This is a genomic window from Aliivibrio sifiae (assembly GCF_002954705.1).
In the GTDB taxonomy this organism is placed as follows: Bacteria; Pseudomonadota; Gammaproteobacteria; order Enterobacterales; family Vibrionaceae; genus Aliivibrio; species Aliivibrio sifiae_A.
Window position 1 is genome coordinate 135,570 of record NZ_MSCO01000003.1, and the last position, 17,831, is coordinate 153,400.

The window sequence follows — 17,831 nt, forward strand, 5'->3', positions numbered from 1 at the left end:
ATTGAATTTGTGGTTGAGAGTGACATGAAAAAAGTAGACGTAGTAGTTATCGGTGCCGGTGCTGCGGGATTAATTTGTGCAGCAGAAGCAGGTAAGAGGGGCCGCAGTGTATTAGTGGTTGATCATGCTAAAAAACCTGGCCGAAAAATCCTGATTTCAGGTGGTGGTCGCTGTAATTTTACTAACTACGATGTTACTGCTCATAACTATGTTTGTAAGAATGCGCATTTTGTAAAGTCTGCATTATCTCAATACACTAACTGGGATTTCATTTCATTGATTTCTAAGTACGGTATTGAATTTGAAGAACGCGATCATGGACAATTATTTTGCGTTGATTCAGCGAAAGAGATTGTCGATATGCTGCTTAAAGAATGTGAATTGGCGGGTGTTAATTACCGTTACCGTTGTGCTATCTCAGACGTTATTAAGAAAGACTCTGGTTTCTCATTAAAATTAGATACCGATACTATTGAATGTGAGTCTCTTGTTGTTGCAACAGGAGGTTTATCTATGCCTAAACTTGGAGCTACTCCGTTTGGTTATCAATTAGCAGAGCAATTTGGTTTGGCTATGATACCGACAACGGCTGGTCTTGTTCCATTTACCCTTCATAAAGAAGATAAAGAGGCTTTTTCTGAGCTATCAGGGATAGCAATCCCTGTTGTTGTAGAATCAGAAAGTGGTGATTCTTTTAAAGAAAACTTACTCTTTACCCACCGTGGTTTATCTGGCCCATCTATTTTACAAATATCTTCATATTGGAACGCAGGTCAAAAAGTAATAATAGATCTATTACCTAATGACGACTTATCTGAAGAATTAGATAAGATGCGTGAAGTCCATCCAAATCAAAGTGTTAAAAACTCATTAGCTAAGCTTTTACCAAAAAGAGTCGTAGAAACGTTATTAAATAAGACGATTTTTCAAGAACGCTCTTTGAAGCAAGTGAATCATAAAGAGCAAGAGCAATTGTGTTCTTTAATTCATCAATGGAAAGTATTACCAAATGGTACTGAAGGGTATCGTACGGCCGAAGTCACTCTTGGCGGTGTCGATACAGATGAATTGTCATCAAAAACAATGGAATCAAAAAAAGTATCTGGTTTATACTTCGTTGGAGAGGTGATGGATGTGAGTGGGTGGCTTGGTGGCTATAATTTCCAATGGGCATGGTCAAGTGGTTACGTTGCCGGGATCAATGTGTAAGCTTATCGAATTATTGTTAAGTTAATATTGACTGATTCTGGAAGTAGAGGTGCGTACCTATTTTTGTGCAGCGTATTAAACAGGTGTTTACAATAATAAGGGCTTAATTAACAATGCAAACTCTCTCGTTTAGTGTTCAAGGACTTAAACAACTTAAAGAGGAGTGTGATTCCCTATCTATAGAGCTGGGAACTGCGTGTTTAATTCAACTATTTTCTTCTCAACAACCAGAGATTGTTGATGAATATTATGCTTACCTACAGCATTTTTTCCCTAATTCTGAGGTGATTGGACTTAGCGTCATTCATTCAAGTATTGGTGCTTCTATTTTTACTGATTCAACCGTAATCAGTGTTTCTATTCTCAATGTATCTCAGCTTACTTCTGCTTCTGTTTTCCATTCTCAAGATGAAAATCGCGTCGGTCATCATCTATTAAAACGACTCTCTATTGGTGATGCAACAAAAGCGATCATTGCTTTTGGTTGTCATGGTTCAGCAAGCAATTACCCTCTTTTTGATGCCTTTTCTGAGCATGAGAATCAAGTACCAGTCTCTGGAGGTGTTGCTGCGGATACTGGAAAAGGAACGTGGGTATTTTTAAATGGTCAATTTTACCATGACCAAATTGTTGCCGTTGCATTGCATGGTGAGCAGTTACAAGCGTGGTCTGAGGCGTTTGTTGAATGGAACCCAATTGGTAAGCGCTTTCGCATTACTTCCTCAGAAGGTAACGTTGTAAAAACGATAGATAATATTTTAGCGTATGACTTTTACTGCAAGTATCTCTCAGATAAAAAATCGACGCAGCTAAGTCAAATCCAAGCCTTTCCTTTAATGCAAGAAGAAGATACTGCGCGTCACATTAATGCGGTTGAAGAAATAACAGAAGAGGGTTACCTTAAATTTGCTTCAGCTGTACCTGTCGGCAAAGAAGTGAGGTTATGCTATTACCATCCTTCTCTAACTCAAGAGCAAGTAAATCAAGGAGCTATGAGGCTCGCCCAAAAGCAGCCTGAGTCTATTTTCATTTATAATTGTGAATCTCGAATAGAAAGCAGCTCTGAGTCAACAGAACTACAAACTTTTTCTGATATTGGCCCTTGCCAAGGGATCTATGGTATGGGGGAGTTTTTCCGCTCTCATAAGCAATTAATTTTGCACCATAGCTTAACGTATTTGGCATTAAGAGAATCCGAATTAACAGCAATGGACTCTTTATATTCTCATTCACCGAGAGAGCATAATTTAACGCCGTTATTTTCATTAATAAAAAACTCAATTCAAGACGTTGACCAGATGACGCTTGCGATGGAGAAAAAGATTAGTGACCAATCCATGCGTTTAATGCATACCTATCGTACGGATCGACGTACGGGGTTATTCAATCGAATGGTTTTAAAAGAGCGTCTTGAAAGCATTACTCGAACTGATCATTTACTGTCTTTTAAGTTAACTAATTTAAGTCAAGTGAATGAAAAGTATGGCTATCAGGTTGGGGATAAATTACTGCAAGACGTAAGTCATTACTTAGATACTCACTTATCCGATGCAGTTCATACACCAATAGAGCTTTATAGTATTGGTATTGCTGAATGGGGAGTCGTATTTAATAGTGATACTAATAGTGAAGTGCTTCGTAAGTACATTACTGATTTTATAGAAGATATTGAGCACTTCAGTTTTGAGCCTTATGGACTTAGTGATGTCGATTATCTTAGTGTTTCTATTTCAGGCGGTCTGATCAGTCGTCGAGATTTTATAAACACTGCCGTAGAAGAATTAATTTTGAAGACGGTAGAAGCTCGTCGAATTGCGATGCGTAGAAATCGCCATCTGTGTAATGCGCGTGATTTATTAAAAGAAGAACGTTTACGTCAAAGCCAATTAGATTGGTTAACAAGCGTCAACCGAGCGATTTCTCAGAAAGGCGTTTTAGTGTATGGGCAGCCAATTTTTAGTGCTGGTAGCCATGAGCTAGTCTCTACAGAGTGTTTAATGCGTATTTGTGAAAATGGACAGGTGTTTGCTCCGGGGCAGTTTTTACCTGCGGTTGAGGGAACTCATCTTTATACCCGTTTAAGCAGAGAAATGATCACTCGTACGTTTGAAATCATGCAATCGAATAATATGGATTTTTCAATCAACCTCTCTCCTCAAGACTTAATGAGTGACCGAACATTGGATTTGTTAGAATCATCTGTCATTCGTTTGGATAATCCTTTTCGAGTGGGGTTTGAAGTATTAGAAACAGAACAAATTCAGGATTATGACCGTATGATTGAGGTATGTAATCACTTTAAACGTTTAGGGGCTCGTATTATTGTTGATGATTTTGGTTCGGGCTATTCTAACGTTGATGAGATCATGAAATTAGAGCCTCAAGTGATTAAGCTTGATGGGTCGATTATTAAGAATGTACATCAAGATAAGCGTCAGCGTTTGATATCTCAGCAAATGGTACAGCTTTGTCATGCACTAGAAGCCAAAGTGGTGGCTGAATTTGTGCATAACAAAGAAGTTTGTGACATTGTTGAAGACATGGGAGTTGATTACTTACAAGGGTACTTCTTAGGTGCACCTAAGTCGCTCATGTCATAACATAATAGAACGCTACTCTTCTGACTTTTTATGGGCATCGAGAAATTGATGCCCACTGCGTTCTGCTTGAAATACGGTTAGAAAGCGTTCGTAATAATGAGCAATCGCTTGAGCATGTTCAGGTTCTTTGACCATGTCTAATATTTCAATTCCTGCTTCGCAAGTACACAAATTACCTTCACTTTGATTTCGACGTAAATGATAACAAGAAGTTGTCGTTGCCTGTATTTCGAGGCAAGGTAAGTGTTTAAGCCAAGGGGTCTTATTGACCATTTTCTTCGCTTCTTGCCATGTAGCATCTAAAAAAATAAAAAGCTGTTTCTTGTTTGAAGAATGGCGAATTGGGTAATCGCCGCTTAACGTAGAAACCTCATTTGGAAATAATAACCAAGTTTCAGTATCCTCCTGATTTATTTTTTTAATTAAAGTTTCAGGGTGTTCTTTTCTTTTCCATAAATAGCTTTTGGCATTAGGTAGGCTATTTAATAATAAACGGCCCGTATTGGTCAGTTTATTCATCTCGTTTTCGTGATAAAGCAAGGCAAATTCAACCTGTGAATTTAAGGTTGGTTGATGGTCGCAGATGCAATTATGTATAAAGCCACATCTTGAGCAAGGATCTTTTTTGTCCATTGTTATTTATTTAATTCCGTCGGTGTAGAGTAGAGAGTTAATCCTGATTGAATTGGAAAGGTAACGCCATTTACTGTTTCATTTTTGGTGGATAGTTTGTTTTCATCTTTTGAAAAGGTTCGTTCTGAAATCATATATTGACGCTGATGACGACTCATTAAAACATGGACTTTATCGTTATTGGTTGCTTGCCACACTCCAGTTTCAACGAGTTGCGGCTCATCGGTATTGTAATCATAGGTCGTAATAGCTGAGTGGTCGGCATTGAGTGTTAATCCAACAGTTAACCCTGAAATGCTTGTTCCAGTGTAAGTATTGGCCCAGTTAAGTGTTGTGTCTTTAGCTGAAAGCGTAGCGCAACCTTGATATGTTTTATCATGAATGACCACTTCGGAATTCCATCCGTAAATTGATTCAACCATGTTGTCTTTACAGATCCCTTTAGTCATCGTTAATGAGAAATCATCACTTTGGTAGTGACGTTTGTTCACTGAAAATTCTTGGTCCGTGATTGACTGCTTCTGCTTTGATTTTCCTATTTCAGAGAAAACTAAAGAGCCATCAACTACTTGAATATTCCAAAACGGCTCATTACCAAACGCTTTGGTTGGTTGAATGCCCTTTTGACAAGAAGCCCCTTCACCAGCAACCAATGTGTTGATTTGAGAGACGACAAAACGAGCTGGATAATCATTAGCAAATCCACCTTTAGGTGGTGCTTCAAAATGACCAATTAATTCGCCATACATCGCTTGGTAAGGGGTAGATTGGATATCATTACCTGCCTTCCATTGTTTTGGGGTTAGGTTTATCCAATATTGTTGGTCACTGCCACAAGGTTGAATACTTTGAGATTCATGCCCAATAATAACAGTGCCACGCAGTGTAAAAGTATGAGGGACTTTTGGTTCGTTTGCATTGCTATTTTTAGGTTCTGAGTGGGATGCCCCCGCCGAAAACTGTTGGCTACATCCAGCTAAAAATAATAAAGGAGCTAAAGCCAGTAGTGATTTTTTCATCCTATTTTCCTGCATGATTAACATAAAGATTAGTATGCCATATGACACTAAAAATAGATTGGAATTCACCTTTATCAGAGCTATTGATAATAAATTAGCGTAAAATGGTGGGGTTATTTAAATAAGCAAAGAGAGCTAAGAGCAATATGAGTTGGAACCTTTCGCCTTCAGACGTATTTAGCGCATCACCAGTTGTTCCAGTTATGGTTATTGAACAGCTTGAAGATGCGGTGCCAATGGCTCAAGCATTAGCCGCTGGTGGCATTAATGTATTTGAGATTACCTTACGAACTGCAGTTGCTTTAGAGGCGATAACCGCAATTCGTAAAGCTATGCCAAAAGCACTGGTTGGTGCTGGTACAGTGATCAGTACTCAACAATATGATCAAGCAGTTGAGGCTGGTGCTCAATTTATTATTTCACCAGGATTTACTCCAAGCTTATTAGCACATGCAAAAACCGCTGACACTCCATTGATTCCAGGGGTTGCAACACCATCAGAAGTAATTCGAGCTATCGAACTTGGTTATGCGCACTTAAAATTTTTCCCTGCAAGTGCATTTGGTGGTCCATCAGTATTAAAAGCGATGGCAGCACCATTACCTCAAGTTCAATTTTGCCCAACCGGTGGCATTAATCCACAGAATGTTAATGATTATACTGCGTTAGATTGTGTTGCGACGGTGGGTGGCTCTTGGATGCTGCCAAAAGAAGCAATAGCTAATAAAGATTGGGCTCAAGTGATGAGACTTGCAAAAGAAGCGGTTGAATTGATTAAGTAAGTATTGATAAGCCATGCGCTTCGCTAACTAGATACTATAAGAGCAAGGGAAAAAAGATAGGATTCAGGGCTCAGGCTTTAGGAAGTTCAGAAGCAAAAGCTCCTGAAACCTGCAAGCGTAGCGCCCTGAAACCTGTTTTATTAGCGTTTTGCTGCAATATCACGCAATGCTTGTTTCTCAGCATCTGATAGGAAAGCCAGATCCAAACCATTAATTTGAATTTGACGAAGTTGTTCCTGAGTTAGACCAACTTTTGGTGCCGCAACTTCGTATTCATGAGGCAGTTCAATGCCTTCTACCGCCGGGTCATCTGTATTTAAACAAACCTTAACACCGTGAGAAAGGAAGGTTTTGATTGGGTGAGATTCAAACGAAGCCACTGTACTTGTTTGGATGTTAGATGTTAAACATGATTCGATACCAATATTATTTTTAGCTAAGAATTCCATCAGTTTAGGGTCTTCAATGGCTTTCACACCGTGGCCGATTCGAACCGCCCCAAGCTCATTGATTGCTTGCCACATGCTTTCTGCGCCTGCCGCTTCGCCGGCATGAACAGTTATACGTAAATCGGCATCACGTACTTGTTTAAAGTGGCTAACAAAACGATCGCCAGGTTGACCGAGTTCATCACCAGCAAGGTCGATAGCAACCAGTTTGTTCTTTTGAGTTAATAGACCATCAAGTTCTTGCTGACAGGCATCTTGGCCGAAAGTACGGCTCATAATTCCGATTAAATTAGCTTTCACACCAAAATCACGACAACCCGCTTCAACACCATCAACAACAGCTTCAACAACACCTGCAATTGACAGGTTATGTTTCATTGCCATGTAATATGGTGAAAAACGTAGCTCTGCGTAATCGATTTGTGCGTTCATAGCATCTTGTACATTTTCATAAGCAACACGTCGACAAGCGTCTAGATCGCCCAATACAGCAACACCCCAATCAAGTTTAGATAGGAAAGCCACTAAGCTAGGCTCTGCTTCAACGATCTGAACGTGTGGGCGTAGCGCTTCTAAGTCATAAGCGGGTAATGCAAGACCAAATTTTTGGCCTAGATCTAAAATGGTTTCAATGCGAATGTTGCCATCAAGGTGACGGTGAAGATCCGTAAGAGGGAGTGTTTTAGTTATCATTATTGAACTATTCCTACAAAGGAGACGTGAATGCGTATAAATATTAAGAATAAGTATAGAGAGTCGTGATGGTTATGTCAGCAGTAAAACGAATGAAAACAGCGCAATTTTAGGGATTACGCTGCGATGTTTACTTATTCTGTTGGCCACTCAGTCAATGGTAATGGTCGACTATAAAGAAAGCCTTGGGCGTGGTTATAGTTTAATTTTGCTAATAGATCTGCTTGCTCTTGCGTTTCAATTCCTTCGGCGACAAGGGTAATATTAAATCCTTTTGTCATGTTATATACGGCTGCAGCAATGGAAGATTCAACATTTTCAGCAGTCAGATCTTTAATAAAGGTGCGGTCTACTTTTAATACATCAAAAGGTAGTTTATGGATGTAGGCTAATGAAGAATAACCAGTACCAAAATCATCAATGGCAATTTGTATTCCTAAATCACGAATTTTTTTCATGGTATTGGTAGTACTTGTATCGTGATTCACTAAGCGAGATTCTGTAATCTCAAGGGTTAAGTTTTGCGCTGGTATTTTAGTTTGTTGGAGTATGCTGCTTAACTCATCTAAGAAACCATCTTGGGTTAATTGGCAGACAGATAGGTTTACGTGCATATGGAAATCTTTCGGCCACAATCCTTTATTTATTCGCTCAACTGTATCCAAACAGGCCTGAGTTAATATTTGAGTGCCTATTGGAATGATCATACCGTTGTCTTCTGCTAGAGGTATGAAATCTAAAGGAGAAACTAAGCCTCTTCGTGGATTCATCCAACGGATAAGAGCTTCAGCGCCAATAATTCTCCCTGTTTTAAGATCAATAATGGGCTGATAAAAAGGCAGCATTTCGTTATTTTCTATTGCAGAAGCGAGCTCAGCTGTAATGTTCGCTTTGTGCTGTGAAGCTATTGCCATTTCTGGGGCGTAAAGAGAAGTATCTAAATTATTTTTCTTTGCTTGGCTTAAAGCAATGCTGGCATTTCTTAGCCATAGAGTCATGGCATCGCAATTTAAATCATCGTAGACAAGCCCAATTGATATCGAAATGAATGTAGGGTTTGCGCTGATATGAAAAGGCGTCATGAAGCAAGCGTGCACATCGAGCGCATGTTGTTGTAATTGCTCAGTGCTATTTAAATTGGAAAAGAATAATCCAAACTCATCCCCACCAACACGAGCAATCGCTATGTTTGATGTATGGAAGCTAGCTTTTAGGCGCTCAGTAATGCGTTGTAGTAATTGGTCACCCTCTAAGATACCTAAACTGTCATTAATGTCCCTAAAGTTGTCTATCCCAATTAATAATAAGCCTTGCTCGTATTCTTTTTGTGTACTAAGCATGGTGCGACTATGTTCGATAAGACCTTGCCTGCTGAGTACTTGAGTTAGAGGATCAAAGAGTATTTGTTGGCGCATGGTTTCAAACGAAGATTGCAATTTATGAGTCATGTCATTGAAGGCATTTATTAACAAGGTGGTTTCATAAATACTGCCTTTGGCTTCAACGTTATTATTCCAATTCCCTTTGGCGATATTTCTGGCTGCATTAGCCGCTGTAAAGATCGGTTGAGTGACTTGAGTAATAGTGTAGATACCAACAAGTAACCCAGCGAAGGCGAGTAATATACCAAAGAGTAATCCTTTACGTTGCTCTTGTTGTAGGTTGCCGAGTAAATCACTTTCGACAATAGATGTGATAATGTACCAGTTGATGCCGTGATTATCGTTATATGGTGTAATTTGACTAAAGTAGCGTTCACCCTTGTAAGAAAAATAAAAAAAGTTAGCTATTTCCTTGTTTAATAATTGGTGTTTTTGGATATATTCAGCGCTTTTTTGTATTGCGATATCGGAGCTTTCTGTTGCTAATAATCGTGCACCATAAGGGCTTTGCTTTGTTCCTGGAGAAATGACGCTATCAATATTAGAGTGGGCAATAAGACGTTGTTGATTGTCGATAAGGTAAATTGAACCTTTTGTGTCTTTTATTTTTTTTTGGAGAAAGTCATTAAAGGCGTCTAATTTTATATCTGCAGCGAAAACACCGACAAAATTTTTCTTATAAAAGACAGGGTGCATCGTAGAGATGGTTATTTCTTTAAGCTCGTCAGCATTGGTATAAATTTGAGACCATCTTAAAGTTAAGGAATTAACAACAGGTGTGTACCATGGTCGTTGGCGGGGGTCGTAATTAGGTATAATTGAGCGAATATCGTTAGATACTTGATTACCATGATAAATAATCAGATCGTCATCCGTTCTTTCATCCTGAAGCATGAGTGATAGGCCGTTATCACTGTTTCGACGAAAACCAATGTACTCTTTTTGCTCTCCACCAAATGAAAGTACATCCATTTGTTTTAAATCGGTATATACCTCACTCAAGCTGTGTCTTAAGTAGTCTTGAATATTTTCAGTATTATTTGGTTGATATATTTGATAACGCTGGATTTGATCAACCATATTTTGAACCGCGACATAGGGTGCTTTTAAGAAAACATTAAGGTCGGCATGAGTATTTTGGGTGTAAGAGGTGAGTATTTTTTGGCTTACATTATCAACCAGTTTTTCATAACTTTTATTTTGGGTGTAAAAAACCACGCTGAGCGTTAACAGTAACACCGTAATGAAGGGGAGCATTACGGCGGTTCTTAAAGAAAACTGTTTTTTTGTGGTTAAATTATTCATAACGCTTTTGTTTACACCATCCAATTTTGTTTATTGCGAACGATTAATTCTATGCAAAGATAGTTATGTCTACTTACATCGCTTTCTATCTACATAAGTATAAGTAAGTTATCGACGACAATAAAGAAAACTTCAGTGGAGTTATCACGTTATATGAGCGTTTCCTTCTTTATTAGTTATAGTGGTTTGATTAACTTATTGTTTAAAAAGTACTATTCAATTTCTTTTAATTTTCTGGTTAAGGTGTTTCTTCCCCAACCAAGCAGTTTCGCTGCATCTTGTTTATGCCCGTGAGTATGATGAAGGGCTTTTTCTAATAAAATACGTTCCACGTTAGGAATTACTTTATTTAAAATATCGACCTCTCCTTGAACGAGTTGCTCTTCTACCCATTCACTTAATTGGGCTTGCCAATCTGATGTACCTTGTTCGGATGCGGTGATGGTTGTGAATAGTTCTAGTGGTAAGTCAGAGGCAAGCACCTCTTGGCTGCTTGCCATTACGGTTAACCAGCGGCAGGTGTTTTCTAGTTGTCTGACGTTGCCTGGCCATGCGCATTCGCTGAGTTTACTACTCGCTTCTTTGCTGAGTGTTTTGCATTCAATCCCTAGCTCTTTAGAGGCTAAATGTAAGAAATGTTCTGTTAATTTTGTTATATCTTCACGACGTTCACGTAGGGCAGGAATGTGTACCCGAATAACGTTTAATCGGTGGTATAGATCTTCTCGAAACCCCCCATCAGAAACCAACTTTTCTACATTTTGGTGTGTTGCTGCGATGATTCGCACGTCAACTTGAATTGGTGAATACCCGCCAACACGGTAGAACTGCCCGTCAGCAAGCACACGAAGCAATCTTGTTTGAATATCTAATGGCATGTCGCCAATTTCATCTAAAAATAAGGTGCCACCATTTGCTTGTTCAAATCGACCTTTACGAACCGAATTTGCACCAGTAAATGCGCCTTTCTCATGGCCAAATAGTTCCGATTCAATTAAATCTTTTGGGATAGCTGCCATATTAAGGGCGATAAATTCACTACTTGCTCTAGGGCTGTGACGATGAAGCGCGTGGGCAACTAATTCTTTACCGGTGCCTGATTCCCCATTAATTAGTACTGAAATGGAAGAGCGAGATAACCGACCAATGGCACGAAAAACCTCTTGCATTGCAGGTGCTTCGCCAATAATTTCAGGTACATGATGCTCTTTATTTGGTTTATTAGTACTTTGTTTTTTTTGCTCTTGGCTATGGGCGAGCGCGCGTTCAACCAGAGTGAGTGCTTCATCAATATCAAATGGTTTTGGTAAGTATTCAAAAGCGCCTTTTTGATAAGCGCTGACAGCTGCATCGAGATCGGAGTGAGCCGTCATGATGATTACGGGTAATTCGGGGTAGTTTTCTTGAACATGATTCAAGAGAGATAAACCATCCATTCCAGGCATTCTGATGTCAGAAATGATCACATCAGGAACATTACGTTCTAATGCTTGGATAACACTTTCAGCATCGCCAAAACTTTCACACATCATATTGGTGCTTGTTAATGTTTTTTCTAATACCCAGCGAATAGAGCTGTCGTCGTCAACAACCCAAATAAATCCTTTGCTCATAAATTCTTCTCCGCGGTGTTTTTCAAGATAGTTGTCACTTATAAATTTATCTTCATTGTGGTGGTTATTTTTATTATTTAAGTGGTAGGTAAACTGTAAATGTTGTTTTTCCAGGCCAACTGGTGACATCAATTTTACCGTTGTGTTGATCGATTAAGTTTTGTGAAATCGAGAGTCCAAGACCGGTGCCTCCTTCACGAGCACTGACCATGGGATAAAAGAGAGTATCTTGGATATGATTTGGAATGCCTGGGCCATTGTCGATGATTTCTATTTTGACGGCGAGACGATGACGTTGACCGTGAATGTTAGTTTGGTAATCAGTGCGAGTTCGTAGCGTAATACTACCATCGGGTTGATCTTTTAATACCTCTGCTGCGTTACTGATGATATTTAATAGTGCTTGTTCTATTTGCTCTGCATCCATATCAAAGTCGGGCAAGCTAGGGTCATAATCTCGAATAATACGAACCTGATAGCTTGAATTTAATTCAATTAATTGGCGTACTTTTTCGATAATTGCGTGTAGGTTTTCAGGCTTTTTTTGCCCCAACTTTTGCGGACCCAGCAAGCGATCAACGAGATTACGTAATCGGTCGGCCTGCTCGATTATTATTTGGGTATATTCATGTAAATCAGGGTTTGGTAGCATTCGCTCTAGTAATTGAGCCGCGCCACGTAAACCGCCTAATGGGTTCTTTATTTCATGCGCTAAGCTACGTACCAATACTTTGGCTGCTTGTTGCTGGGCGTGTTGATTAATTTCCTGAGATAAACGACGTTGTTGTTCTATTTGGCGAATTTCGACCAAAAGATACAATGATTTCTTTATTTCAATAGGGCTTGAAGTGACTTCTATGTATAAGGGACAGTTGTTAACGCTCATGCAAACATCGCTATCAGTAACACTTTGCCCTGTATCTAAAGGCAGCATTAACGTCGATAGAGCAAACTTAGTGTGCTGAAAAAGATCATCAAAAACATGAGCGGCCATTCGCTGGGCGCTTTGTGAAAAGAGTTGTTCAGCAGCAGGGTTGGCATAATGAATATTACGTTGGTCATCAAGCAGCAAAATAGCAGTGACTTGGTTATCCAGTAGTTGCGTTGAAAAATCCATAATCGAGCCACATCCTTGTCATCACATTTGAATGCACCATTCTAGTGCATCGTTACCTTTCTTAAAAGGCAGTGACTCTCCAAATTACGTGAATTTATACGCTCTTATTCACTATATGTACTTATAGTTTGGATGGTCGATGCAAGTGCACAGTCAGTATCTTTGATGATGCAATTCTCTTGCCGTCTTTTTGTGCGATAACGGTAATGATGTGAGTACCTCTTTCTATATTTGTAAGCTTCCATTCTTTAGAAGTCTGAGGTAAACCATAAGGTGAGCCATCGAGAATTAATTGAAGTTTTTCACCGACAACAAGTTTACGAGTAAGGTCTGTTAGTACCATTATATGGCCTCGTGAACTGCGAATAGTTTCTTCTTGAGAAAGGTTACTTATAGAAATATCTAATGGAGCTAGTGGTTCTTTAGATTTACTTTTTGCTTTTTTAGAGGTGTTTTTTTTCGATGCAGAAGGTGTTGGAATATTTTCAATTTCATTGGGTTCTGACGAAAATGAGAGTTGTTTTGATTTTACACTGCTAGGAGGTGGAGTATCACTGAAATGCCTAACGCCTTTACTGTCTTCCCACGTATATACGGCATCTGCCATTGCTGGAAGAGAGAAAAGACTAACAAATAAAAGAATTATGTAGGTATGAAGCATAGTTCCACCATTGATGATGGTTATTATTTGATTTCAAAACGGCTTTATATATGAAATCTCGTTTAGGTTATGTAATACATTAATTATCTGATCATTATTACTGGTTAAATAACTCAATAGCTATGTTAAAAATTATTGTAGAATAACTACTTATAAGCATTTTTGTCTTACTCTTAAGTGATTTTTCTGCGTAATAAATAGATCATCTAATTAGTTACATTGGTATAATTCAATACAATAAAACGTCAGTTATTTATTGTATGAATAAGAGTTAGTGTTGCGCGTAAACGAGGTTTTGCCAATATAAAAAAGGCCCGCTTGTGAGGCGAGCCTAAAAACATTGATTTGATTTCAATTTGTTACGTCAGAATTAAACTGAGTAATACATTTCAAACTCAAGTGGATGAACTGCAGTGTTGATAGCAGCAACATCTTGAGCTTTAAGGTTGATGTAAGAATCAATGAAGTCATTAGAGAATACGCCACCAGCCGTTAAGAATTCACGATCTGAATCTAGAGCTTGTAATGCGATATCTAGAGACTCTGCAACTTTTGGAATTTCAGCAGCTTCTTCCGCAGGAAGGTCATATAGATCTTTATCCATTGCTTCGCCTGGATTGATCTTGTTCTTAATGCCGTCAAGACCAGCCATTAGCATTGCAGAGTAGCTTAAGTATGGGTTAGCTGCTGGGTCACCAAAACGAACTTCGATACGACGTGCTTTCGGGCTTGGTACCACAGGGATACGGATAGAAGCTGAACGGTTACGTGCAGAGTATGCAAGCATAACAGGTGCTTCAAAGCCAGGGACAAGACGCTTGTATGAGTTCGTTGTTGGGTTAGCAAATGCATTGATTGCACGAGCATGTTTAATGATGCCACCAATGAAGAAGATAGCCATTTCAGATAGGCCGCCGTACTTATCGCCAGCAAATAAGTTTTGTCCATCTTTGTTCAATGACATATGAACGTGCATGCCTGAACCGTTGTCACCAACAAGAGGTTTTGGCATGAAAGTCGCCGTTTTACCGTAAGCGTGAGCTACGTTATGAACAACATACTTATAGATTTGAGTTTCATCAGCTTTGTTTGTTAGCGTATTGAAGCGTGTTGCGATCTCATTTTGACCCGCAGTAGCTACTTCATGGTGGTGCGCTTCAACAACAAGGCCCATTTCTTCCATGATTAAACACATAGCTGAACGGATATCTTGAGATGAATCAACAGGAGCTACTGGAAAGTAACCGCCTTTAACGCCAGGACGGTGGCCTTTGTTGCCGCCTTCGTATTCCGTACCTGAGTTCCATGCTGCTTCAATATCATCAATCTTAAAGAAAGAACCTGACATATCAGTATTGAAACGAACGTCATCAAATAGGAAGAACTCTGGCTCAGGACCAACTAAAACGGTATCAGCAAGACCTGTTGAACGCAGGTAATCTTCTGAACGTTTTGCGATTGAGCGAGGGTCACGGTCGTAACCTTGCATTGTTGTTGGTTCAAGAATATCACAACGAACATTTAATGTTGGATCAGCAGTAAACGGGTCAAGAACCGCACTTGCTGCATCTGGCATCATTACCATGTCAGATTCATTAATGCCTTTCCAGCCTGCAACTGAAGAACCGTCAAACATTTTGCCGTCTTCGAAGAAGTCTGCATCAACTTGATGAGAAGGAATTGAGATGTGTTGCTCTTTACCTTTTGTATCGGTAAAGCGTAAATCAATAAATTTTACTTCGTTCTCTTGAATTAGAGCTAATACGTTTTCTACTGACATGTAGGATAACCTCCAGTGTTATAATATAAATATTGGCCAGCTAAGCTGTTATTTACTATATAGCTAGAACTGTGCCAAAAGTAATAATCCTTTAATATTAATGGCTTATATTTAATTCTTCTGTGGTGGGTTTTATTTTTGCACCAACTTGATCTCTGTTTGCACTATTTTGGTGCAACTTTGAACTGAGATAAATAAAAAATAAATAGTCATTAATTTACTTCTAATCGCTATTCAGCAGTGAAATCGTATATTTGTCAATCTAATTTCCTTGTAAAATGTATGCTAAATTAAATATAATTTAATTAACTGTATGATATAAAATAAATTTTGTTTTTTGTTTCAAAAAATAAAGTGAAGAAAAAAATCGAATAAATTATGACTGAATTGTTCTTTTTTTCGTCGTTTTTGTGGGCTCTATTAAATTAATTGAAAAAAAATTGTGTCTTCAATCACATATTTCGTGGGTTTTGCTCTAAAATCTGTTAAATTATTGACCGTTTTTAAACCAAAGTAGCGCCAATGGTGGCTCTACACGCTCTGAGTGAATTTGAATCCATGTCTACTCCACAGATTGATAAACTAAGAAATATCGCAATTATTGCGCACGTTGACCACGGTAAAACAACGTTGGTTGATAAGCTATTACAACAATCAGGCACACTAGAATCATCTCGTGGTGAGACTGAAGAACGCGTAATGGACTCGAACGACATCGAGAAAGAGCGTGGTATTACGATCCTTGCTAAAAATACAGCAATTAACTGGAACGATTACCGCATCAACATCGTAGATACTCCTGGACACGCCGATTTCGGTGGTGAAGTTGAGCGTATCATGTCTATGGTTGATTCAGTTCTTCTTATCGTAGATGCCGTTGACGGCCCAATGCCTCAAACGCGTTTCGTTACACAAAAAGCATTCTCACACGGCCTTAAGCCAATCGTTGTTATCAACAAGATTGACCGTCCTGGTGCTCGTCCTGATTGGGTTATGGATCAAATCTTTGACCTATTCGACAACCTAGGCGCAACAGATGAGCAACTAGACTTCACAGTTGTATACGCTTCAGCTCTAAACGGCTGGGCTACAATGGAAGAAGGCGAAGTTGGCGAAAATATGGAACCATTGTTCCAAGCAGTAGTTGATAACGTAGATGCTCCAAACGTAGACATCGAAGGTTCTCTACAAATGCAAGTTTCTCAACTTGATTACAACTCTTATGTTGGTGTTATCGGTGTTTGTCGTGTTACTCGTGGTTCTGTAAGAGCAAACCAACAAGTAACTATCATCGGCGCTGATGGTAAGCAACGTAATGGTAAAGTAGGTACAGTTCTTGGTTACCTAGGTCTTGACCGTCACGAAGTTGAAGTTGCAAATGCTGGTGACATCATTGCAATCACAGGTCTTGGTGAGCTGAAAATTTCAGACACAATCTGTGACGTAAACAACGTTGAAGCGATGAAGCCACTGTCTGTTGACGAACCAACAGTTACAATGACTTTCCAAGTAAACAACTCTCCTTTCGCTGGTAAAGAAGGTAAGTTCGTTACTTCACGTAACATCCTTGAGCGTCTAGAAAAAGAACTAGTTCACAACGTAGCATTACGTGTTGAACAAGCGTCAGATCCAGATAAATTCCGCGTATCAGGCCGTGGTGAACTTCACCTATCTATCCTGATCGAAAACATGCGTCGTGAAGGTTTCGAGCTAGCAGTATCTCGTCCTGAAGTTATCATCAAAAATGATGAAAACGGTAACCTAACAGAACCGTTTGAAACAGTAACTATCGATGTTATGGAAGAGCACCAAGGTGCAATCATGGAAAGCATTGGTATCCGTAAGGGTGAGCTAACAGATATGGCTCCAGATGGTAAAGGCCGTGTTCGCATGGACTTCATGATGCCTTCTCGTGGTCTTATCGGTTTCCAAACTGAATTCCTAACAATGACGTCTGGTTCTGGTCTAATCTACCACTCATTTGATCACTACGGTCCACACAAAGGCGGCGAAATCGGCCAACGTGCTAACGGTGTATTAATCTCGAACGGTATGGGTAAAGCAGTAACTTACTCTCTATTCAACCTTCAAGAGCGTGGTCGTCTATTTGCTGAGCACGGTGACGAAGTATACGAAGGTCAAATCATCGGTATTCATAACCGTGCTAACGATCTGACTATCAACTGTCTACGTGGTAAGCAACTGACTAACGTACGTGCATCTGGTACAGATGAAGCACAAACGCTTTCTCCTGCTATCAAGTACACACTTGAGCAAGCTCTAGAATTCATCGATGATGATGAGCTAGTAGAAGTAACACCAGCAAGCATCCGTATCCGTAAGCGTCATCTTACAGAGAACGATCGTAAACGTGCTGGTCGTGCACCTAAATAATTATTGATTTAGAGATTTAGCTTTCGTTAAATCACAAATCGAATAAAATTTAAAATCCCTTTGTAGGCAACTACGAAGGGATTTTTTTTATCTGTTATGATAATACCAACCCAAATAAGTTGGTGACCATTCTTGCTTGTTCTAATCTATTTTTTCTACGCAATTATCTGGACACACACTTACTTGAATTGGTA

At 39.3% G+C, this 17,831-nt stretch carries 12 protein-coding genes; 4 read left to right on the top strand and 8 right to left on the bottom strand.

Going from position 1 to position 17,831, the window contains the following annotated elements:
* The first annotated feature begins 24 nt into the window (after positions 1 to 24).
* Both BTO22_RS18015 and BTO22_RS18020 read left to right on the top strand, forming a co-directional pair.
* Entirely contained in the window at positions 25 to 1,209 is a 1,185-nt protein-coding gene (locus tag BTO22_RS18015) for a BaiN/RdsA family NAD(P)/FAD-dependent oxidoreductase (RefSeq protein ID WP_105056680.1), read from the top strand.
* 113 nt (positions 1,210 to 1,322) lie between these two features.
* A complete protein-coding gene (locus tag BTO22_RS18020; RefSeq protein WP_105056681.1) occupies positions 1,323 to 3,809 on the top strand; it encodes a bifunctional diguanylate cyclase/phosphodiesterase in 2,487 nt (828 codons plus the stop codon).
* Positions 3,810 to 3,821: 12 nt separating this feature from the next.
* On the opposite strand, the gene BTO22_RS18025 is transcribed toward BTO22_RS18020, so the two are convergent.
* The gene (locus BTO22_RS18025; RefSeq protein WP_105056682.1) at positions 3,822 to 4,442 is read right to left on the bottom strand and encodes a tRNA-uridine aminocarboxypropyltransferase; all 621 of its coding nucleotides are present in this window, start codon (positions 4,440 to 4,442) and stop codon (positions 3,822 to 3,824) included.
* A gap of 2 nt (positions 4,443 to 4,444) precedes the next feature.
* Positions 4,445 to 5,461, bottom strand: a complete 1,017-nt coding sequence (locus BTO22_RS18030; protein ID WP_105056683.1) for a COG3650 family protein — start codon at positions 5,459 to 5,461, stop codon at positions 4,445 to 4,447.
* A gap of 146 nt (positions 5,462 to 5,607) precedes the next feature.
* Between BTO22_RS18030 and BTO22_RS18035 the strand changes: the two genes are divergently transcribed.
* Complete coding sequence (locus BTO22_RS18035) at positions 5,608 to 6,243, top strand: bifunctional 4-hydroxy-2-oxoglutarate aldolase/2-dehydro-3-deoxy-phosphogluconate aldolase (RefSeq protein ID WP_105056684.1); 636 nt, start codon at positions 5,608 to 5,610, stop codon at positions 6,241 to 6,243.
* A gap of 140 nt (positions 6,244 to 6,383) precedes the next feature.
* Here the strand turns inward: BTO22_RS18035 and add are convergent, their stop codons facing one another.
* The 6 genes from add to glnA all read right to left on the bottom strand — a co-directional run bounded on the left by add (position 6,384) and on the right by glnA (position 15,243).
* Positions 6,384 to 7,385, bottom strand: coding sequence for an adenosine deaminase (add, locus tag BTO22_RS18040; protein WP_105056685.1), 1,002 nt, complete (start codon positions 7,383 to 7,385; stop codon positions 6,384 to 6,386).
* 134 nt (positions 7,386 to 7,519) lie between these two features.
* Positions 7,520 to 10,072, bottom strand: a complete 2,553-nt coding sequence (locus BTO22_RS18045) for an EAL domain-containing protein (protein WP_105056686.1) — start codon at positions 10,070 to 10,072, stop codon at positions 7,520 to 7,522.
* A 212-nt stretch (positions 10,073 to 10,284) separates the two neighbouring features.
* A complete protein-coding gene (glnG, locus tag BTO22_RS18050) occupies positions 10,285 to 11,685 on the bottom strand; it encodes a nitrogen regulation protein NR(I) (RefSeq protein WP_105056889.1) in 1,401 nt (466 codons plus the stop codon).
* A gap of 73 nt (positions 11,686 to 11,758) precedes the next feature.
* Positions 11,759 to 12,802, bottom strand: coding sequence for a nitrogen regulation protein NR(II) (gene glnL, locus BTO22_RS18055; RefSeq protein WP_105056687.1), 1,044 nt, complete (start codon positions 12,800 to 12,802; stop codon positions 11,759 to 11,761).
* 121 nt (positions 12,803 to 12,923) lie between these two features.
* A complete protein-coding gene (locus BTO22_RS18060; protein WP_105056688.1) occupies positions 12,924 to 13,463 on the bottom strand; it encodes a DUF4124 domain-containing protein in 540 nt (179 codons plus the stop codon).
* Between the two features lie 370 nt (positions 13,464 to 13,833).
* Positions 13,834 to 15,243, bottom strand: a complete 1,410-nt coding sequence (gene glnA, locus BTO22_RS18065; RefSeq protein ID WP_060993380.1) for a glutamate--ammonia ligase — start codon at positions 15,241 to 15,243, stop codon at positions 13,834 to 13,836.
* Positions 15,244 to 15,801: 558 nt separating this feature from the next.
* Between glnA and typA the strand changes: the two genes are divergently transcribed.
* Entirely contained in the window at positions 15,802 to 17,637 is a 1,836-nt protein-coding gene (gene typA, locus BTO22_RS18070) for a translational GTPase TypA (protein ID WP_105056890.1), read from the top strand.
* The last annotated feature ends 194 nt before the right edge of the window (positions 17,638 to 17,831 follow it).